Here is a 22,932-nt window from a genome sequence, read left to right on the forward strand (position 1 = left end):
CGAACAACGCCGACACAACAAGTAGAAACGAATAGAAGAAAGCCGGGCGCTGTCTGAAGGAACGTTAGGGGCAGAACCCCGGTTCCCTTAAGACAGCGCCCGGCCCTAGAAGAGCCGGCAAGATGCGAATGCCAGCTGAGGCCGCGCCTAGGTTGGGTGTGTGAGACGCGGCCAGTATTTAATCACCTAGTCACGGCGGCGCCTGCGCACCATCTGCAGGCCGAGCGCCATGACCAGGGCGGACACCATCAGGCCCATCGGCACCGCGGTGTCGGAACCCGTGGCCGCCACAGACTTCGGCTTCGACTGGGACGCGAGCCACTTTTGACCCTCGGGCGTGGCAAGCCATGCCTGCCCGGCCAGTGTCTTCAGCCAGGCCTGGCCGGCCGGTGTCTTCAGCCAAGCCCAGCCAGCAGGTGTAGCCAGCCAAGCATGGCCGTTGGAAGTCGCCAGCCAAGCAGCCCCGGCAGGAGTCGAAAGCCAGTGCTGACCCTCGGCCGTCGCAAGCCAGGCATGACCACCATTCGTGCCAAGCCATGCGGAACCCTCGGGCGTCTGCAACCAAGCATGGCCCTCAGGAGTCTGCAGCCACTGATGGCCCTGCGGCGTCTGCAGCCAAGCATGACCACCATCGGTGCCGAGCCACGCGGAGCCCTCAGACGTCTGCAACCAGGCGTGACCCTGCGGAGTCTGGAGCCACTGATGGCCCTGCGGCGTCTGCAGCCAAGCATGACCCTCAGGAGACGAGACCCAGGCATGGCCATCTTGCGACGACAGCCAGTGCTGGCCCTCGGGCGTCTGTAACCAAGCATGGCCCTTGGGGGTGGAGACCCACGCATGACCCTTGGAGCTCTCGAGCCAGTGCTGGCCTTCGGGCGTATCAAGCCAGTGGTGGCCCTCCGGGGTCTCGAGCCAGCCTTGGCTCGGCGGCTCAGTGACCTGCAGCTTCGTCCACTTGGCCATCACGGTCATGTTGCCGGTCACGATCGCGGTCGGGTCGTAAGGCACCAGGCTGCGCAGCATGCTCTCCACGAACCAACCGTCGAAGCGGTAGCCGCTACGCACCGGGGTGGGCAGCTCGCCGATCGGATCGCCGTCGGCCAATATGCGCGGCGCGATCGGGTCACCGCCTTCCACGTTGAACGTGATGGTCAGTTGCGTCTTCCAAACCGGACGAATCGTGATGTCGTGCGCGGGAATCGTGGTGGCGGTGCCATCCCCGTCCGCGAACGTGAACGCGCTCCAGTCCGTGCCGTTGATGGAATACTGCCAGCCACGGGGCAGGAAGCCTGCCTTCGAGAACCCGCCAGCCGGCGCGGTCGCGATGGTTGAGCCGTAGTTGTGAGCGGAGACGCCCGGCATGGTCGGCCATGTGCCGCCGTCAGCGTCGAAGGTCACGTTGAACTGATCGATAACCCACTTCGGGCGAATCGTGATGTCCGAAGCCGGAATCGTGGTCGAGCCATACGCGAAGTTCTGCCACCCACCGGACGCAGCCTTGAACTCCCAGCCTTCCTGGTGCTTGTGCGCCGGATTGGTCAGGTCGACCGTACCCGGAGCCGTGGCAATGGTTGAGCCATAGTCGTGCAAATCAGTGCCTGGCATGGAGGCCCAGCTAGCCCCGTCACCGGCAGCGTAGCCCACACGATACTGGTCCCAGGCGAACGTAGGACGAACGATGATGGCGTGAGCCGGGATCGCGGTACCCGTACCAGGGCCGCCGTACGTGAATGCACTCCACGTCACGCCGTTGTCCTGCGAGAACTCCCAGGCGGCATGATGCTTATGCGCAGGCGCCGTCAGACCAGACGTGATGGGAGCCGTGGCCAGCGTCGAACCATAATCATGGTTCGTGGCACCGGGCCTGCCAGTCCACGAGGTCGCCTCACCATTCTGGTAAGAGACACCGTACTGATCCCAAGCAAACGTCGGACGGATGATGATCGCATGCGCCGGAATCGCAGTACCCGTACCAGGGGCACCATACTTGAACGCACTCCACGTTGCGCCGTTGTCCTGCGAATACTCCCACGCAGCATGGTGCTTGTTGGCAGGAGCCGTCAGACCGGACGTGTTTGGAGCGGTGGTCAGCGTCGAACCGTAATCATGGTCCACCGGGCCGAGCATGCCCGTCCACGACGTCGCCTCACCAAGCTGGTAGGAGACACTGTATGTGTCCCAAGCGAAGGTCGGACGAATGATGATCGCATGCGCAGGAATCGCAGTACCCGTACCAGGGGCACCATACGTAAACCCGTTCCACGTTGCGCCGTTATCCTGCGAATACTGCCAGGCAACATGATGCTTATGCGCAGGCGCCGTCAGACCGGACGTAACTGGAGCGGTGGCCAGCGTCGAACCATAATCATGGTTCGTGGCACCGGGCCTGCCGGTCCACGAGGTCGCCTCACCATTCTGGTAAGAGACACTGTACTGATCCCAGGCAAACGTCGGACGAATGATGACGTCATGCGCCGGCATATGTGTGCCCGTGGAGCCGAACTCAAACGTGTTCCACGTTGCGCCGTTGTCCTGCGAATACTGCCAGGCATCGTGATGCTTGTGCGCAGGAGCCGTCAGATCCGAAACACTCGGCTCAGTCAGCGTGGAACCAAAATCATGGTCCACAGGGCCTAGCATGCCCGCCCAAGAAGTGGCCTCACCAAGCTGATAAGACACGCTGTACTGGTCCCAAGCGAACGTAGGACGAATAATGATGTCATGAGCGGGAACCGTGGTACCAGTACCGGGACCTCCGTAGGTGAACGGGCTCCACGTAGAGCCGTTATCCTTCGAATACTCCCAAGCGGCATGATGCTTGTTCGCCGGAGCGGTCAAATCGGACGTAAGCGGAGCGGTAGCCAGTGTCGAACCGTAATCATGGTCCACAGCGCCGGGCTTGCCGGCCCACGACGTCGCCTCACCAAGCCGGTAGGAGACGCTGTACTGATCCCAAGCGAAGGTCGGACGGATGATGATGTCATGAGCCGGAATCGCAGTACCAGTACCGGGAGCACCATACGTGAACGAGTTCCACGTCACGCCGTTATCTTGGGAGAACTCCCAGGCGGCATGATGCTTGTTCGCAGGAGCGGTCAGACCGGACGTGACAGGCTCGGTAGCCAGCGTCGAACCGTAGTCGTGACGATCAGCCGCGGGCTTGTCCGTCCATGAAGTCGCTTCTCCGTTCTGGTAGGAAACGTTGTACGTATCCCACGCGAAGGTCGGCCGAATAATGATGTCATGAGCAGGAATCGCGGTACCCGTACCCGGGGCACCATACTTGAATGCGCTCCACGTTGCGCCGTTGTCCTTCGAATACTCCCAAGCAGCATGATGCTTGTTCGCAGGCGCGGTCAAATCGGAGGTGCCAGGCTCAGAGGCCAGCGTCGAACCATAATCATGGTTGACAGAACCAGGCATGCCGGCCCAAGAAGCCGCCTCACCAAGCTCATAGGAGACGCTGTACTGATCCCAAGCAAACGTCGGACGAATAATGATGTCATGAGCAGGAATCGCAGTGCCCGTACCGGGGGCACCATACTTGAATGCGCTCCACGTTGCGCCGTTGTCCTTTGAATACTGCCACGCAGCATGATGCTTGTGCGCGGGCGCATTCAGACCAGACGTACTAGGCTCGGTGGCCAACGTCGAACCATAGTCATGATCCACGGCACCGGGCTTGCCGGTCCACGACGTCGCCTCACCATTCTGGTAAGAGACGCCGTACTGGTCCCAAGCAAACGTAGGACGGATGATGATGCTGTGGGCGGGAACATGCGTGCCGGTGGAACCATACTCAAACGGGTTCCACGTCACGCCGTTGTCCTGCGAATACTCCCAAGCGTCATGATGCTTATGCGCCGGAGCGTTCAGGCCGGACGTGCCGGGCTCGGTAAGCGTCGAATTGTAGGCGTGGTCAGCAGCACTCGGCTTGCCAGTCCACGACGTCGCCTCACCAAGCTGATAGGACACACTATACTGATCGGACGAGAACGTCGGTCGAATAATGATGGCATGCGCTGGGATATGCGTACCCGTGGGGCCGAACTCGAACGGGTCCCATGTGGCACCGCTGTCCTTCGAATATTCCCAAGCATTATGGTGCTTGTTCATAGGCGCAATCAAATCCGAAATATTCGGCTCGGTCAGCGTGGAACCGTAATCATGATCTACGGCGCCAGGCTTACCAGCCCACGACGTCGCCTCACCAAGCTGGTAAGACACACTGTACTGATCCCAAGCAAACGTCGGACGAATGACAATCGCATGCGCCGGCATATGAGTGCCCGTAGACCCATACTCGAACGGATTCCATGTGGCACCGCCATCCTGAGAATACTGCCACGCAGCATGGTGCTTGTTGGACGGAGCCGTCAAATCAGTAGTAGCAGGCTCGCTCAGCGTGGAGCCGTAATCATGGTTCACAGCATTGGGCTTGCCGGCCCAGGAGGTCGCCTCACCAAGCTGGTAGGTCACGCCATATTGATCCCACGCGAACGTCGGACGAATGATGATGCCATGAGCCGGGATATGAGTACCAGTGGAACCAAACTCAAACGGATCCCATGTGGCACCATTATCCTTCGAATACTGCCAGGCATCGTGGTGCTTATTGGCAGGCGCCACTAAATCGGACGTGCTCGGCTCGGAGAGCGTGGAGCCATAGTCATGATCCACAGGGCCGAGCATGCCCGCCCAAGAAGTCGCCTCGCCAAGCTGGTAAGAAACGCTGTACTGATTCCAAGCAAACGTCGGACGAATGACAATCGCGTGCGCCGGCATATGAGTACCAGTGGGCCCGAACTCGAACGAATCCCATGTCGCCCCATTGTCCTTCGAATACTGCCAAGCATCGTGGTGCTTGTTCGCAGGCGCATTCAGACCGGACGTACTAGGCTCGCTAAGAGTCGAGCCATAATCATGATTCACGGCCGCAGGCTTGCCAATCCACGACGTCGCATCGCCATTCTCATAAGAGACGCTGTACTGATCCCACGCGAACGTCGGACGAATGACGATTGCATGCGCAGGCATATGCGTGCCAGTGGAACCAAACTCGAACGGGTTCCAAGTAGCACCATTGTCCTGTGAATATTGCCAGGCATCATGATGCTTGTTGGTCGGGGCGTTCAGGCCAGAGATACTGGGCTCGCTCAGCGTGGAATTGTAAGCGTGGTCAGCAGCACCGGGCTTGCCGGCCCACGACGTCGCCTCACCAAGCTGATAGGAAACGCTATACGTATCCATGGTGAATGTCGGACGAATAATAATCGCATGCGCAGGCATATGCGTACCAGTGGAGCCAAACTCGAACGGATTCCAAGTGGCACCATCATCCTTCGAATACTCCCAAGCGTCATGATGCTTATTCGCAGGAGCCATCAAATCAGAAGTACCAGGCTCGGTCAACGTCGAACCGTAATCATGATTAACGTCACTAGGTATACCCGCCCAAGAGGTCGCATCGCCAAGCTCGTAGGAGACACCATATTGATCCCACGCGAACGTCGGCCGAATGATGATGTCGTGAGCCGGAATTGCAGTACCGGAACCCGGACCGCCAAACACGAACGGGCCCCAAGTAGCACCGTTGTCCTTCGAATACTCCCAAGCAGCATGATGCTTGTTCGCAGGAGCCACCAAATCTGTGATAGGCGGAGCAGAAGCCAATGTCGAACCATAGTCATGGTCCTCGGCCGTGGGCTTACTATCCCACGAAGTCGCCTCGCCCTTTTGGTAGGACACGTTATATTGGTCGGTCACCCACTTCGGACGCACCGTAATGTCATAAGCCGGCACATGGGTCACACCGAACTTGAACTCGGCCCAATTCTCCGTACTGTCCGTCTTGCGATACTCCCAGCCGCTCGTCAACGTGTCCTGGTGCTTGTTCGACGGAGGCGCGAAATCGGTCAAACTCGGCTGGGACACCGTATCATCCTCGCCAACCCGCACGGGCGAAGCGGGCATGTCAGACCACGAGCCGCCGTTCTTGTCATACGTCAGCTGGTGGGGGATTCCCTCCCACACCGGGCGCACCGTGATCGGCCAGTCGGGCATGTGCGTGCCGCCGAACGTGAACGTCGCCCAGTCGTCGCTGCTGCTCGTCTTGCGATACTGCCAGCCACTGCGCTGCTTGTGCGCCGGGGCCTTAAGGTGCGACAGGTTCGTCGGTTCGGGAACCGTCGCATCATACGCAGTGGATACCGCACCCTGCGGCGTGCCGTCCCACGTGCCGCCGTTCAGATCGAACGTGACATCATGATAGGCCGGAACCCAGGAGGCGTACAACGTCACCGTAGAAGCCGTGGTGTAAACGACGTCAAAGCCGTACACCGGACCTGTTGCGCTACCTGTATGCCAAGCACCGAAAGTACATCCCGCTTTCGTCGGGTTCGCCGGAGCATGCGCCGTACCGCCCCACGGCACCTCCTGGTCCGGTATGCTGCCGCCGCCCTGCGAATCGAAACGCACCGTCGGATGACCGGTGACATGCGACACCGGATCACCCGTCACCGTACCTGCGGGGGCGCTGCCGGTCACTCCGCCGGGAAGCGAGCCCGCGAAATCGAACTTGGGATTGGCGGTGCCGGAAGGCCAGCTCACCACATGAGAAGCGGAATCATACGAACCACCCGACGGGCTGATATTCGACGCGGCAATGAGCGTCCCATCAATATTCTTCGCTGTCGACATCGTCACATGCGAGCCGTCGTCATATGCTGTCTCGGTCACTACCTGTCCCGAAGCTTCGAGTTGACTCAGATGCAGGCTGTTCAGCGGCGAGAAATCGGTAATCTTGTTGCCGGTCAGTCGCAGGTACGCCAGCGACGTCAAACCGCGCAACGGCGACAAATCAACAATACTGTTACGATTTGCCAAGCCAGCTACATTCTGTAGATTCAAAGTTTGCAGGTTGGTCCAACCTGCCAACGGCGACAAATCAGTGATGCGATCGTAGTACAGTCCCGCGCTGGTCAGGCCGGTCAAACCAGCCAACGGCGACAAATCGGACACCGGGACGTTGGCCATTTCCAGGTTTCTCAGCGATGTCAGGCCGCTCAACGGCGACACATCGGTAAACGGATTAGTATCCAAGTTCACGTCCGTCAGATGAGTGAGATACTGCATGCCATTGAGACTCGAAATATTGTTGCCATTGAGCGTCAGGGACGTCAAGTGGGTCAGACCAGCCAACGGCGATAAACTAGTCACCTGATTATTACCTAAGTTTAAGTAAGTCAAGTGGGTCAGACCAGCCAACGGCGACAAATCAGTTACCTGATTGTGAGCCAAGTCCAGAGTCGTCAGATTGGCGAGATTCTGTATGCCTTCAAGGCTTGCGATACTCGACCAGCCCGCGCTCAAGCTTGTGGTTCCGTTAACCATTGCCTGCGTGAAGGTCGAGTTCACGTTTACATGTTCCGCAGAGGCTACTTTGGCCGCCAGATACGTATCCGGGAAACACTGGGCAATCGTGCTTACGTTGACATAGCAACTGCTACGCGGGCTGATACCGCCGCCACGCGGCTGGAGGCCGGACTTGCCACGCTTGGTTGATTTTGAAGATTCGGACGACTTCTGCCTCTGCTGGGATTCGCCAGGCGACACTGCCTGACCCTGCTGTGCAGAAGAGGATTGTGATTGCGTTTGCTCGGAGGCCTCGCCGCCTTCGGGCTCGACCGCCGTCGCCGTGCCGGGCAGCACCATCGCCACACCCGCCACAAGGCAAACTAGAGCCCTAAACGCACCCCCCCCCCGCGATGGGAGGCAAAGTCACGCAAACCGCGCAACCACTTAGTGAAACGAGACATCATCCTTCTTCTCCCTGTATCAATGGAAACACCCGCACCGCAAACCACCCCGGCGCGGAACTACACTTCAGACACGCAAAACTGTAACACGACCACGACACGAGCACCGCATTTCTGCCTAATTAATGAAACATAATCTTCTCTTTCAAACGTTTAATACGACTTTTCGGTTTTTTATATTCAGACAATTATCATTAAATTGCAGAACAGCGGCAACACCGTTTCTCAGATCGTCTATTTCACACCAAACGCTTTGCATTGCAACACTTCAGCCAACCGCACTGTATTCGCCCATTCACTGCCACCACCACCCGACTGTCTTCCGCCAACTCATCTATGTATAACGTTTTAAGAAAATTCCAAAAATTTTTTCCAAAAAATTCCCTGACAAAATAATTAGACACGCCGAACACCCAAAAACGTTGAGTTGCAAAACCTGTTTTGGGAGATACCTGCCGATTGCATGTCCGATACCCTGGGTTATAAGCAACAACCCAGCCCCGTATCTACGGAGGCGTGCGGACAGAATTCCAGTTAGTGCAAAATTTGCACTAACTGCCGAAGGCGGCAAAACATACCAAAGCCGCCTTCTCAATCCGCGTTTCGTAGCTTCTCTTTGGCGGCCTCTTAATCCTCCAGCTGCTCCAACGCCCAAGCAAACCGTGTTTCCATCGCTTTGATGGAAGCATGGTCAAGGCCCCGAATTCGCGCCCGCCCGATGGCCTGTTTGAGCGCCGAACGCAACGACGACTCGTAGCTTTTGGCCTCCGGATGACTGATGCCGAACAAACCCAACGCTTTGTCAGTCACCAACGCCGCGATGTCCACATGCGGTTCTTCGAACAGCGAGAGTTCATGGATATTGTCATCCTCGTCATAGTAAGGCTCAGGGTTCAGATCGAAAGCCGGAGACAATTGCCATCCGTTGCCCACACGCAGGAAACCATGGTTACGCAGATGGTCGTCTCGGTTGCCGATGGCCGCGCCGAATAACGCCCGTCGCCACAATTCATGGGTATCGGCCCCGACGGCCCGCGCGGTTGCCACCAAGTCCTCCCAGTCGCCGCCCTCTCCATCCACGGCTTGCAAGGCAGTCAACGCCGAAATGTAAGGAATTCGCACCAAGTGCTCAGGCGTGCCTTCACCGGCACGATCGAAACGTTTCGTCAGCAGCACCGTCCGTTGCCTCCGGGCAGCGTCCTTAATTTTGACAACCTGATGCTCGGGCACATCAATCCCCGCCATTTCGGCAATCTCGAGCGTCACCGCCTCCCAACCAATGACATCCCAATTCTCGCCGTCAGGCTTGGGGAACTTGGCCATCCATAAGGCGTTACGGTCAGACACCGACGCTTTGGGCCGCGCGCCACCCAATGAACCCGTGGCTTGGTAAAGACGCCGCAACGAGGCGTCATCAACGTCCTGGTTGTTCTGCACCGCGTCTGCCGTGTCCAGCAAATCCGGCAAATTGGCCTGGACGGGAACACCCTCGTTACCTGCCAGCGGCTTACCGTCACTGAAAAACCTCAGAGCGCCCTGCCTTGTGACATCGTTCACGCCGAGGAGATATTCCGATTCGGGAAGATTACGGCCTTTGCGGTTACGGTCGATAATCCTTCTACCCCAACGATCGGGAGCGGCATCAGAAAACTGTCCGAGCTTATCGAACGAAAACGACCGTGTCGCGAATTGCAGGAACGGCGTGAGCTCGAACGCCCTGGGATCGCGTATGTACTCGTCGGCATACAGAAAAGTGGACGTGTTCCCCTGGAAATACAATGTGCCGGCCACAAGTTCCTGGCCGTCGCCAAGTCCTGTGCGAACTTCAACCTGCCGCTCACTCATACGCAACCACTTCCTTCATCAAACATCACACCAATCGTACCGAAACGCCCAAGACTAGGCCACCACCCCTCAGCGCACGCGCTTGGGCAGATTCTCAGTTGATCGGACAATGCCCAGGGTGTGCGAGTACGGATCTGCTGACTGCACCATGTAATCGGCCAGCTGGAGGATTCGGGCGATGGACAGCAGCGCATCGGAACCAACGGCCTTGCCGTGCTCGAGATTCGCAACCGTGCTCTGGCTGACTCCGGCGCGCTGAGCCACATCGGCGACCCGCAACTTCAGCAGCTTGCGCTGGGTCGCGAACTGCCTGCCCAGCGTCCTTAAGTCTCGCCTCGCAGTAACCGGCACATATTTCATGATATCTAAACCTTTAAGAACTGAAATTTCAATGCTTAACTTAAGTATAACATGAAATATCAGTGGTTATTTGCCATCAACTGACGACAAAACAGTTGAGAGTCAGACTTTGGGAGTAATTGCCCTACCTCGTCGATATATGCCCACTTACTAAAAGCGCTTACTAGGAACTAAAAATCAGCCGAGATTGGCCAAGGCATGACAAACAAGAAGCAGTGGCAAAACAGCAACGGGAAGAGACGACATTTATCGTTCACTCACAGCTATCCAATGATGTCGTCAGGCAAACGCTGAAGGTCGGAAAGCGAATGACTACGAGCCGTCAACGAATACTCTTCGCCCAAAGGTTTGGCGCGGTCAATTTCTGCCGGCGACAAACCTGCCAAACGCATAATCACTCGTTCCACAAGATAGGCGAACTTCGGGCATTTGGCTTCACGCAGCTTTTTTGACAACTTGTCAGGCTCATCACTGCGATGCTGCCAATAATTTATCTGGCCCTGCGTCGCCTCGCCAAAAATCATTGGCGACGATTCAGCCGCCATGCAGAAGAAATCGTCAGAGCCAATGACACAATACGGGAGACCATCTCGAATTTCTTGGTCTGGGTACATATCGTCGTCATCAGTAAGCAGGTATTCACATCCACTGGCTACCGCTGCTGCATGAACATGCCTGTCATCCTCATCAGCGCCCAGATACGGCGGCGTAGGGTGCTCGCAATCATAATCTTCGACAAGCTCTACGCACTCTTTCATCATTTCGATGACATGAAGCATGACCGCGCCGGACATGGTCTTGCACTGTTTGCGTACAGCATGAGCCGCTTCAACTACCACATCTTCACTGCTATACAGCTCGAACAAGCCATCTCCAGCCGCGTAAAAAGCATACAACCAATCCCGAAGCGTTTTGCTTTCAAGCACGTTCGCATCCACGAAGACCTTTTGCATATAGTCAAGATTACCAAATGTGACGAATATTACTTTTGTATCAGACGTTCATCTGATCCAACTCGTCGCGCAAAGCGTTGAATGCTTCGATCTTCGCTTGCCGCTGTACCTTGCGCATTTGAAGGACGTCACTGGTCCTGAAACGCTGTTGCTTGCCGGACGGAGACGGGCAGGAATCAATATGCTGCTCCTTGGCCCTCTTCAAAAACGTGGGGCGCGAGATACCTAGCATCTCCGCAGCAGTACTGGCTGACACCTCTTCCGGAGTCGTCTCAATAGAGATGACACTGCCTTCACCGAGCGCGCTAAAAAGGCTGACTAACAACCGTGAAAGATTGTCCGGCAAATCGATTCGAGTTTCACCTTTCATCAGCGCCAGAGAAGAACGCACATCGCCGATTGATTCCAAAGTCTCCCGTGCCGCCTGACGCACCTCTTTGGTACCGACGAAAACATTGGTCTTGTCCTTTTGCGTTAGAATTTCCATCGCCATACCACTTTCTATTTGTAATCAGGTATCGGTGACTACAAAAAATACTGTAGCGTAATAAAGAAAAAAGTGCAAATATTTTTCGGCGTTTTCGTTTGTCCCAAACCAGAGACGAATGCCTGGAACTGACACTCAATTCACTGAGCACACTGACTTTATCGCCGGTTGCAACTGGACGTACACCCGTCCCCGGAACAGCAATTCCAACTCACGCGGACTGCTTGCGACGGGCCAGGAACCAGCCCAAGATAGCCAGGGGAACGGCAGCGAACGTCGTAGCGATGGGCAGGAGCAGACCAACGTGAGGGCTGGAGACGTCAAGCACCATGCCGGCAAGGGACGAACCGAACGAGGTACCGACTGAGCCGGCGGTGGTGACCCACGAAAGCCCCTCAGTGAGCGAACTCGGCGGGACGATGTCCTTGACGATGAGGTTGCCGGTGGCGAACAGCGGCGAGACGAACAGGCCGGAAAGCACGGAAGCGATTCCGAGCAGAATCAGGTTGTCCATCGCCAAACGGCAGAACACATAACCGATGGTCAGCACAGTGAGGAAAAACACCATGTGCTGCCAGTTGGAACCTTTCGGTTTCTTGGAGCCGAAAATGAAGGCGCCGATGCAGGAGCCGACGGCAAACATCGCCAGCTGCAGACCGAGGAACTGCTCGCGGCCGATGGCCTTCATCATCGCGGTGACGGAGACGTCGAATTCGTTGAAGCTCATGTTGAAGACTACAAAAACGACCAGCAACGGAATGATACCGGCGTATAGCAGCACGCTCTTGGGCTTGGCCGCGTGGGTATGCAGCTGCTGAAGGCTCACACCATCCTCGTCAAGCCGGTAGCCGGCGGTGCCGCCAAGGTTTTCGGAAGCAGCCTTCACATCCTCATCTGTCGGCGAGGCGGCGACGACGGAAACCGTCTCGATGACGGGAGGCTGGGTGTCTTTGAGTGAGAAAAAGACCGCTCCCCCGACGGCGCAAGCAATGGTCGGCACGAAAAGCTGGGAAACGGGACTCACCGAAGTCGCCAAAAACGCGGCGAGAATCGGCCCCAGAATGAAGACCATCTCATCGATGCCGGCTTCGAGCGCATAGGCCGTGTCGAGCAGATCGGCGTCTTTCGGGTCTCGCAGCGCGTAGGCCCAGCGGGTACGCACCAAGGCCCCGAATGAGAACTGCGTCAAGCCCATCAAAATTGCGAGAACAAACAAGACGGCAATGGGGACGCGAGCCCAGGCGGCCAGCGCGAAGACGAGCATAAAGACCACGGAAAGCCCCAGAGCGACCCAGCCGACCTTGTGCTGGCCGAAGCGGTCGAAAAGCCTAGCGTATAGAGGCGTGACGGCGGCGACGGCCAGAATATAGACGGCGCTCATCGTGCCGGCGACCGTCCAATTGTTGTACATATGGTTCAACGCGAGGACGATGCCAAGGCTCATCATCGAGATCGGAAGACGCGCGACCGCCCCGGAAATACAGAACGCCTTGGCACCGGGAATGGCGAAAAGCCGCCCGTACGGCGACCGGTGACGCTGGCTCGGCACACTACGACCTGTATTATTCACAGCCCATCAATCCTTTCCACAAAAAGCGGGATGACGAAGGTAGCGGCAAGAAAATCGCAAGATTCACTGCCGAAACCACTGAATCATGACGCTACTTACCTATTACATAATTCGATATTTTCAGTGTATATATCCAGTCTATCCAACCCGCTCGGACTCATTGCCTGCAGCGTAACCGAAAGAAACAAAGAAGTTCGCACAACGAAAGAAGGACCCATCACAACGATGGATCCTTCTTTTCATGAAACCATTGATTCACTGGTATGAATCAATTTACGGCAGCGTGGCTTGATTTCAGGCCTTATGACCTTCGCTGGCCGCGATCTGTTGAGCGATCTTGCCGCCAGGGCCAAGTTCCGGCATTGCGATGACGAACACCGCAGAAATCAGGAAGATGCCGCTTTCGATGGCGAGGTTCAGAATCAGGTTCGGGCCGCAAAGCTTGGAGACGATGACCGGAATCAGGAACGCGCAAAGCAGGCCGACAGCGGTGACAAGGCCACCGGCGCTGCCGGCGTACTTGCCACGAATCTCAGGGAGTGCATACGGCATGGCCTGCACGATCGGGCCGTTCATGGCGCCGAAAGTGCCGGAGATCATCATGATGATGAAGAGCACCGGGATGGCCGGCGCGGCCTTCATACCCAGGACAACGGCCCAGAAGAAGCACATCAGCGCAGCGCCCACCACGATGGTGAACACGAGGTACCACTTCCAGGTACGCAGCCTGGAGCTGATTTGCGGGCCGATGACGGAGCCAATGATCGAGCCAAGAGCGGCAGCGGAAGCCACAAGGCCTGCAGTGGTCACATCGAAGTGATCGATGGTGCGCAGCGTTTGCGGGATGAAGCCGGCGAAAGCGGTGGAAGCGGCCATCGAGAAGCCATAGCACAGGCCGATAAGCCAGACGTTGCGGGACTTGGCGGCCACACCGAAGTACTTGACCGGGGATTCACCAGAGGCCGGCGGAAGCTGAACCCCGTCGGGCACATCCTTGATGAGCACGAGCCAGATGACGGTGAAGATGGTCAGGATAATCGCGGCGGTCAGGTAGGAGACGAACACGCTCATACGCGGGGCGACCATCTGAGCCAAGATCACGCCGATGCCGGCGGAACCGAAGAAGAAGCCCATGCCGACCTGCGCCTTGTCACCGAACCAGACGCTCAGGATCTTGATGAGGTTCGCGTTGAGCGCGGCGATACCGGCACCCAGCAGGAACATCGAGATGGCTTGCATCGGGAAGTTCAGGAAGAAGGTACGCAGGAACGCACCGATGACGGCGATGATGAGACACCAGAAGACGACGCGCTTCGGGCCGATCTTGTCACCCAACGTGCCCATCGGGATGCTCAGGAACACCGCGGTGAGCATCGGCATCATCAGCAGCGTCGAGAAGCCGGCGGGATCGATCTTCAGCAGCGGTGTCAGCGAGACGGCCATGGCCGAAATCTGATACTGCATATAGTTGGACAGTACTCCGATCAGGCATACGACCACCAGGATGACCCAGCGATATGCGGGAGCTTGTTTCTTTTCCATGATTGTTCTTTTCTCTTACTTTTCGAGCAGGCATTCTTCAAACGCCGAACGCAGCAGCTCGTCGTTCTTATCGTTGATGTTCTTCTTGCATTCCCATGCATCCTCATCCATGACCATGGTGTTGCGGTTTTCGGCGTCGTAAGGCTCCCACGTCGGAATCGACGGGTTGCTCGGATCACCGGTGCGGGCGAAGGACGCCCAGGCATCCTGCATGCGGTCGGCGAGACCCTGAGGCGGTACTTCGCCGGTCAGGCCCTTGTTGACCCCAGGGACGTCGCGGTTGTCGAAGACGAACGGCAGCTCGAGCGCGTGGCAGGAATGCATGCCCGGAACCTTGGACTCGTACTTGAACAGATAGTGATAGACCTTGTTGTACTTGGCCTGATACTGCGCGATGAGGTCGGTACCGACGCGGAATCCGATCTGATTGGTGTACTCGAGGTAACGCTCGCCGGGATCCTGGTCGGGATAGGCATTGGCCCAAGCGGTCTCGTACTTGTCGTTGTCGAGCTTGCCGTCGAAGTGGATGACCGCCTGATGATGCCAGAAGTCCGGCATCTGCGTGGCGAGGTCCCAGTAGAGACCCCAATAGGCGAACTCGTCGGCGTTGGTGCCGATCATCAGCTCGATGTCCTTGGCGGCACCGTCCTTGAGCGCCTGCAGCGGCTTCTTCGGCAGCACTCGGCCATCGCAGGTCGGCGCATACAGCAGCGAGACGTCGTGCTCGTGGTTATAGAAGAACTTGTTGCATACGATCTCCTGAACCATACCCACCGGCACAGCGGCCAGTTCCTGAGCGGTCTTACAACCGAGCAGTTCCATGACCTCCTTGGCATATGGGGCGCTGGTTTCCGGGGTATTGTAAAGCTGAATCGGGCCGGATTCGCAGATGGCCTTCTTGAACAGCCCCTTGGCGCTTGGAGCCACGCACAGCAGCAGCACCGAGCCACCTCCGCAGGATTCGCCGAACAGCGTCACATTGTTCGGGTCCCCACCGAACGCGGCGATGTTTTCATGAACCCACTTCAGGGCCGCAATCTGATCCTGGATACCGCAGGTGCTGGCATCCTGGAAATCCTCGCCGCCGGGCAGGGAACCCACGTTGAGGAAGCCGAACGCGTTGAGGCGGTAGTTCATGTTGACCATGATCACGCCGTCACGACGGGCGAACTGGGCGCCGTTGATCTCGGGATCGGCGATGCCGCCTTCCATATAGGAGCCACCGTGGATGAAGACCATCACCGGCAGGTCCTTCTTGCCTTCAGGGTTCTTAACCCAGACGTTCAGGTTGAGGCAGTCCTCGCTCATTTCCATCAAGGAGTCGACCATGACGGGATCGACCTTCTGCATCGGGACCTTGCCGAATTCGGTGCAGTCAATCTCCTGGTCGCTCGCCTCCAGCGGCTGCGGCGACTGCCAACGCAGTGCTCCCACCGCAGGCTTGGCATACGGGATACCCAGATAGGCGTGAACGCCGCCTTCGAGCTCCTTGCCGGTCAATACACCGGTCTTAGTAGTAACTTTCGGCATTATCGTTCCTTTCTCTAAGGAGGATTTGAGCCATGTATGCACACGCAAAAACATCGCCTAATCCATAAATCGGCTTCAGGCTATACCCCCGTGTCATACGGGAGTCAAAACAGAAATGCGAGAAAAAATACGACAGAAATATCCATATATAACGATTAATCTATACGAATTAGCATTTATTTACGGTTTAAAGGACTAAAATGATGACAAACAACCCTTGTGCTGGTCAAGAGATTTCAAAGGTGACATCGCTTATGCACGTCAAACATCTCATCAACGGCGGTAAGTCAATCAAAGAGACCGCCGAAACCTACGGTGTCAGCATCGACACCCTCTATTACTACGAGAAGCTCGGGCTCGTGGTCCCCAAAAGGAATCCCTATAATTCCTACAGGGTCTATGATTCAACAGATTTCTTCAAACTCAATGTCATCATGGAGCTGCGCGCGATGGGCGTAGATCTGGAGGACATACAGGAATACCTCACACACCATGATTTCAAGTCAACATTGACTTTGCTGGACAAAAAGCTCAGCTCGCTACAAGAGCAAATCGACAGGCTCACTCGGCAGCAACAGGATATCGTGCGAGAACTCAAGCATGACCTGAGCGCGATTTCCGAGGCCCAGACCTCCGTGATGACCATCGAAGAGCTCGACGACCGGCCCTGCGAGCTCGTTTCGACCGATCTGCTGTTTTACGAGGACATTCCCTACGCCTTCGCACAATACATGGCCGTCAACAAGCACGAACGCCTGAAAACGTTACGCAGCATACCGACCTATCTGGTGGACACCACGCAGAAAGTGAACGGTTGCTTCCCCTCCAAGTCGATCATGCTTTACACCGGCGAAAAGAATCCCAAGATCCCCTACATCATCAGCAAGAGACTTTATGCCTGTCGGACGTTCAAAGGCCCGTTCCTGGAATGCGCGAAAATCTATGACGAGATGAAAGTGGAAATCGACAAACAAGGCTATCGGATTTGCGGCGATCCCATTGAAATGTGCCTCATCGGTTCTTACGAATCTGACCATTTCGAGGAGCACGTCTCGCGAATCGAGGTTCCGGTAAAGCTGAAGCAGGGAGCGCAACCGGCAATGGAACCGGCAAAGCCGAGAGAAGGAACGGAAGGGACTGCAGCGAAGGCGCAGGCCGACTGATCCAGCAAGACGGCAAGATGACAAGACGGCAAGAGTACTGCCATCTGCCATCACCTTAAGCTACTTGCGACGCGGGCTCATTTCTGGGAAACGGTTGTTTTGACCTTGCCGGGGACGCCGGCGTAAATGTACATTTTGTTTGGAGCCATCTGCTGGTCGCGGCCGTCGTCGGGGTGACGCTGCTCCTCGCGCTCGGCGATGCGCTTCATGCCATGACGATCGTAGAAGCTGACGTCGCAATCCGAATCGGTGTGCAGATAGAACATCGGCTCATGGAAGCGCTCGAAATATTCCATGGTGCGCTTCCACAGCTCGCCACCGACGCCTTGGCCGCGGGAAGCCGAGGACACCAGGAAAAGTTCGACTTCGGCGGGCGCCTTGTCGTTGATGCCGGTCTGGCGCTCCATGCGCCGTTCGATCTCGAAACCAAGTTCGAGGTCCGCGAGCGCCTTGTGCCCGGCCGGAGTCGAATTGAGCCGTTCGTCGATTTTCGCCATTTCCTCGGCAACATTGCCGAACATCACCGGCTGACCAACGACGCGCGAAAGCACGACGCCCATGAACTCACCGTTTTTATGGGCAATCTCGCCGCGAGTGGCAGGCTCGATATAGTGCAAAACGAAATGATAGGAAAGCAGCATCGAAAGCTTTTTGTCGCCACGCAGAAGGGCATAGTCACCCCAGGTCTCATCGAACTGCCGAGTGATGGCTTCGACATCGCTCCAGATCATCGGGGAATAGACCACTCCGATTCCGGCATCGCCTTTCGCAACATTTTCCATACGTTCGCATCCCTTCATAGTTGTTTGCCCTACGCTGTGTGCCGGCCCCTACCGACATAGCGATTCGCCTTCCGGCCAGAAACTCCAGCCGAAAGCCCAGTCAAAAGTCAAAACCACTACATCATACCCATAGTCCATTACACTGCAAGCCATACACGCGCTATCGGCGGCATTTGAAGCCTGCTGTTAGATAAACAACGCATAACATACTACCGATAGGTATACATCAATAGCATAAATGCCTAGTCCTCGTCGCTGACCACAGGAATTCCCGCGTTCAGTTCCTTCAAAATCTCCGGCTTGGATTTGGGCTGCGCTTCTATCCCCCGAAGTTCCTCGCTGGCGACGCTAACATAATACAAAGTGGCATCGATACTGTCGAGCGAAATGTTCTTCATTTGCGCAAACATCAGCCGGTACATGTCGAGCTGGGCCAGTTTCTGGTCGATATCCTCCTGCTTTGTCGGCCTTTTGCCCGTTTTCCAATCGACTATCGTGAAACGTTTGCTTGGGTCGTTTTCGTCAAGCCCACCGTAGAACACCGCATCAAGCTTGCCGTTGACAATACGGTTCTGAAGCTCGGGAATCGCGACGACAATCTGTTCTTCGGCGGCATATGGGCGTCGGGTTGCCCAACGTCCGTCGACCAGCCGGCGCTGCCATTTGAGAATCTTACGGTCCGTGGCGGTTTGTCCGGCTTCCGGGTGCTGCTCTGCCTCAACGAGACCGGCGATTAGCGAGGCTCGGGTCTCGGCCTGGCTACTGCCGGCTATCGACGAAACACCATCGTCTGTAGGCATATCGACAACTTCATCGACACCGTACGCATCCACAAAGCGCTCGGCCCAAGCATGGAAACGGGTGCCGGCTTCAGCGGCAGGCGAGGCCACGCGAGGAATCGGACGCACAAGGGCACGCCAGTAATTCTCGCTTTCCCGCTTGCTCATATTGCCCGCGCTGGCTTGCAACGAAGTGACGTTTTGCCGTCTGCTGGCAAGAATCCGCTCGCCGCGGCGACGCACTTTGACGTCGAGGGCATTGGCACTTTCAGTACTCGAAGCGTTCCCGTACAAATCGCTGGAGTCTTTACCGACCTTGTTCGAGGTGTCATTGAAGGTGTTGCTGTTTTGCCTGATTTCCATCGAGGGCATCAAATCGTCATCGGCCAGCAGCATCTGCGTACGTTTGGCCAACGATTGACCTTCCGGCAGCTCAGCGGCTATGCGATCCACGGCTTGCCTGACGACATCGTTTCCGTCTCCCTTTAAAGTTTGGGGTTCGTCGCCACTTGCGACATTATTGCTGTCTCGAGCTTTACTTTCCTCGACCTCCGACACGAGGCGCCCGTGCATTTGCCTGGTCAGCATCGCGGAACGACGCAACCGACGCGCCACTGACTCACTCATCGAAGCAGGCCACGGCAGCGTTTCGTCTTCCTTCTGGCTCTCGTCGTCGTCAAGCGGTGCTTGCCATGCTTCCTCGACGACGGCCCGCTCGTATTCTTCGGCATGCGAACCAACGAAAAGGCCGTCCGGTTTCGGGGCATTCAGTTCGGATAACGTCTGCGGAACCAGCGGATCGACAGCCGAAGTATTTCCGGCATCAGTACCAGTATCGCTATCGCCGATTTCCTCAATCGCTGAACTATCGCTTTGTGATATATCGTCGACAGCTACGGTCTTGGTATTCGGATTCGTCTGAACTTCATCAGAATCGTTACCGCTCACATCGTCCTCGACCACGACCACATCATCCCTATAGCTCAAAGCATCGTGCACCTCGGTATAGAAGTTCGACGGTTTGGAATCGTGACCTGTACCTGCAGCCTCGGGGTCACGCGAAAGTTCGGCGTGACGGCTATAGGTCATCAGCACTTCTTCTCGGGCGCGCGTCAACGCGACGTAGGCGAGCCGGCGTTCGTCGGCATGCAACCTGCGGCCATACTCTTCCTGCTGAGAAAGATACGTGGCCTCAGCCCCGTCACCAGATGCAGAAATCCCGTCAATGTCACCGCTTTCACCGTCGCCACCGATGGCATCGAAAGAGCGCATCAGCCCTTCGGACTCATTTGCCGTTCTTTCAACGCTGGAAAGTTCCCGCAAAGCGCTAAGCGGATCTTCGCCGATCCCAGCATCGTGCGGGAATCGCGGCAAAATATCGGCGTCGGCACGTACCGGAACGGGCACGGCGGCCGGATTGTCAAGCCAGGTATTGGCCGTCTCGCGATATTGCGGCGACTGCCAGACGCCGTCGCGCAACCCGCCGATATGGTCCTCGTCCAACTCGACCTTGAGCCTGTCGCCCTGATTGGAAGGGAAACTCGTGGCTTTCATACCGACGATGGCCACCGAATCCCATTCAAGGCCTTTCGACTGGTGAATGGTCATCAGCACCACGTCGACCGGATCGCTCGGGACCGCGGCCATCTCATCGGGAATACTGCTCAGCGAATCCACCCAGGAGACAAACCCGCGCAACGTGGGCGTGGCGCCTTCCGTGATTTCCTGCGTATAGGTATTGACCAAATCCGCCAAAGCGTTCATCGGCGAGCGCGCCAACGCCGGCTCTACCGGCCTGTCGGACTCCTGCAACGCAAGCGAGACGACCGTGTCGATATCAAGGTCGAGCGATTCTATTGCCGTTTCGATGATTTCGGTGAGCGAATGGTTCATGACGGCGTTGACCTGCCGCAAGACCTGCGAGGCGTGGCGGATGGCCGCAAGCCCGGAAGCACTGAAAAGCGAAGCGGTGCGAGGCGAATCCAGCGAAGACTCGAGCTTATCGTCCATCAGAACGTCAGCAAGGAAGACCATATTGGGCACCTGGTCGCGATACTCGGCGACCAGTTTCGGCTGCTCGCTAGGCTTGGCATCGGCTGGAACAAGACCGGCTTCGACCAGCGCACGGAAGCGGTATTCGTCGTTGCGACGGCTGGCAAGCTTAGCCAAAGCGCTCAAATCGCTGCTGCCTAAGCCGAACCGCGGTGTGGCCAGAAGCCGCATCAGGGCACCGGAATCGGCATGATCGGCGACAACGTGGAGCAAGGCCAGCACGTCGCGGATTTCAGGGCGGTCCAGCAGTGCCGAATACCCCACGGTCAGCGTGGTCAATCCCGCTTTTTGCAGGCCTTCGGCGAATTGGGGCATGTTCTGCTTGCCTCGGAAGAGAACGGCAACGTGCGGGCGAACGTCTTTCTGGTCCGGGTCAGTCGGGGTATGCCTTGCGATGGAAGCCTTGGCGAAACGTGCCACGGCATCGATTTCCTGGCCGAGCGTATCGAAACCGAGCACGCCCAACGTCCCCTCTTTGGCGTCGTCGATCGTGGTCAACGCCGGCACCGGCACCTCGCGCATTGGCGAGCTTGAGGGAATGCGGTCCGGGGTGCGCAGCGGCTGGGTCAGGTCGTTGGCGGCCTCCAACACCACGCGGGAGTTGCGGCGGGTGACGCTCAGCGAATAGGGCCTATCAGTTTCATCCATACCGAAATCGCGCTGGAACATACGGAAGGCGCCCGGGCTTGCACCACGCCAGGCGTAAATGGACTGGAAGGGGTCGCCCACGGCATTGACCGCGGAACTGGCTGATGCCGGGTTTCGTCGCTGAGAATGCGTCGAAGAAAGGCTTCCCTGCGAACCCGAATCACCTATCGTTCCCAACTGAGAATCATCGGGATGGAACAAAGCAGCAATCAGTGCGGCCTGCGTGGTGGACGTGTCCTGATATTCGTCGAGCAGGACGTGCGTATAGCGATGACGAAGCCGTTCCCCTATCGACGGAAAACGGGTGATCAGCGCGTAGGCGGCCACCGTGAAATCGTTGAATTCCGCCATATTGAGCTGCTGCTTGCGTTCATGGTATCGCTCGACCAAGGTCAGCAAAATCTCGCGTTTTTGGGCGACATCGCGCAAACCTGCACTGCGATAGACGGCCAGCTGATGGCACGATTCATGGTATTCGGCGATGCGGTCCGCAAATTGCTCGTCGGTATCCTTTTTTCTACGTTTCGGCGGCTTGGCTTTAGGCTCATCTTCAGGCACCGTTTCGTCGCCGATGGCGGCATCCATCTGCGCGATGAACGCCTGATCCCATTGACGGATCCGGGCAATAGCCTCGGGCACGCTGGCGCAATGTTCGCCGATCATCGAGCCGCTGATGGCGTTGGAAAGGCTCAGAACCTTCGAAACAATATCCGAAAAACTCCCAAATCCCTGCCCACGCAGGATGTCCATGTTTTCGTCGATGACCGTGACGGCGAGCTGGTGGGCCCCCGCCTCGCTCAACGGCTGGGTGTTCTGATCGAAGCCGACCAGAAGGCCGTACTGACGCACGATGGACTGGAAGAACGCGTCGTAGGTGGAAACCTGCGGCTTGAGGAAAACATTGACACGACGCGGATTGCCGGCTACATTCGTACCAGCGATATTCGCATCGAGTTCGGCCATTCGGGCGTTTTCGGCCACAGCGCTCGATACGCGGCTTAGGAGCTCGGAGGCGGCTTTGCGCGTGAATGTCAAACCGAGGATTTTCTCGGGCGGTACACCGACCTTGATCAGGTTGATGATGCGGCGGGTCATGGTGTAGGTCTTGCCGGACCCGGCACCTGCGACCACCAGCACGTCGGCGTCTTCAGGCGCGTTGATGACTGCGGCCTGCTCGGGGCTGTCGGTCGGAGCTTGATGCGCAACGCCGGAATCGCGAGCCGGTTCGTGGATTGATGCCTGCGTTGGCATCGGTGATTTTACAGGGTTCCTGCCAATGCCATCAGTTTTGTTCCCGTTTCCGGCCACCTCGTTACCACCACGGTTATCACTATCCGATAACCCCATGCCGACACGTACGCCGTCGATGCCATTGAATCGGGAGAATTTATCGTCATTCGTCAT

The 22,932-nt window shown here is 57.0% G+C and carries 11 protein-coding genes; 1 reads left to right on the top strand and 10 read right to left on the bottom strand.

Annotated elements, in window-relative coordinates:
- Positions 1-186 precede the first annotated feature (186 nt).
- The 8 genes from OZX72_RS07435 to OZX72_RS07470 form a co-directional block, all read right to left on the bottom strand.
- A complete protein-coding gene (locus OZX72_RS07435; RefSeq protein WP_277158071.1) occupies positions 187-7,728 on the bottom strand; it encodes a leucine-rich repeat domain-containing protein in 7,542 nt (2,513 codons plus the stop codon).
- A gap of 716 nt (positions 7,729-8,444) precedes the next feature.
- Positions 8,445-9,662, bottom strand: a complete 1,218-nt coding sequence (locus OZX72_RS07440) for a type II toxin-antitoxin system HipA family toxin (RefSeq protein ID WP_277158072.1) — start codon at positions 9,660-9,662, stop codon at positions 8,445-8,447.
- Between the two features lie 69 nt (positions 9,663-9,731).
- Positions 9,732-10,022 carry a helix-turn-helix transcriptional regulator gene (locus OZX72_RS07445; RefSeq protein ID WP_277158074.1) on the bottom strand — a complete coding sequence of 97 codons (291 nt, stop codon included), beginning with the start codon at positions 10,020-10,022 and terminating at the stop codon, positions 9,732-9,734.
- Positions 10,023-10,285: 263 nt separating this feature from the next.
- Entirely contained in the window at positions 10,286-10,975 is a 690-nt protein-coding gene (locus OZX72_RS07450; RefSeq protein WP_277158076.1) for a PIN domain-containing protein, read from the bottom strand.
- 40 nt (positions 10,976-11,015) lie between these two features.
- On the bottom strand, positions 11,016-11,468 hold the full coding sequence (locus OZX72_RS07455; protein WP_277158077.1) for a hypothetical protein: 453 nt from the start codon (positions 11,466-11,468) through the stop codon (positions 11,016-11,018).
- A gap of 205 nt (positions 11,469-11,673) precedes the next feature.
- Positions 11,674-12,909, bottom strand: a complete 1,236-nt coding sequence (locus tag OZX72_RS07460) for an MFS transporter (RefSeq protein WP_277159408.1) — start codon at positions 12,907-12,909, stop codon at positions 11,674-11,676.
- 417 nt (positions 12,910-13,326) lie between these two features.
- Positions 13,327-14,574 (bottom strand): MFS transporter, encoded by a 1,248-nt coding sequence (locus OZX72_RS07465; RefSeq protein ID WP_277158078.1) that lies wholly within the window; start codon positions 14,572-14,574, stop codon positions 13,327-13,329.
- 15 nt (positions 14,575-14,589) lie between these two features.
- The gene (locus tag OZX72_RS07470; protein ID WP_277158079.1) at positions 14,590-16,104 is read right to left on the bottom strand and encodes a carboxylesterase family protein; all 1,515 of its coding nucleotides are present in this window, start codon (positions 16,102-16,104) and stop codon (positions 14,590-14,592) included.
- A 254-nt stretch (positions 16,105-16,358) separates the two neighbouring features.
- Here OZX72_RS07470 and OZX72_RS07475 point away from each other — a divergent pair, with 254 nt between their 5' ends.
- A complete protein-coding gene (locus OZX72_RS07475) occupies positions 16,359-17,267 on the top strand; it encodes a MerR family transcriptional regulator (protein WP_277158081.1) in 909 nt (302 codons plus the stop codon).
- Between the two features lie 77 nt (positions 17,268-17,344).
- Here the strand turns inward: OZX72_RS07475 and OZX72_RS07480 are convergent, their stop codons facing one another.
- Both OZX72_RS07480 and OZX72_RS07485 read right to left on the bottom strand, forming a co-directional pair.
- Complete coding sequence (locus OZX72_RS07480; protein WP_277158082.1) at positions 17,345-18,049, bottom strand: GNAT family N-acetyltransferase; 705 nt, start codon at positions 18,047-18,049, stop codon at positions 17,345-17,347.
- A gap of 242 nt (positions 18,050-18,291) precedes the next feature.
- Positions 18,292-22,932, bottom strand: coding sequence for a UvrD-helicase domain-containing protein (locus tag OZX72_RS07485; RefSeq protein ID WP_277158083.1), 4,641 nt, complete (start codon positions 22,930-22,932; stop codon positions 18,292-18,294).

Source organism: Bifidobacterium sp. ESL0769, assembly GCF_029395495.1.
Taxonomy (GTDB): Bacteria; Actinomycetota; Actinomycetes; order Actinomycetales; family Bifidobacteriaceae; genus Bifidobacterium.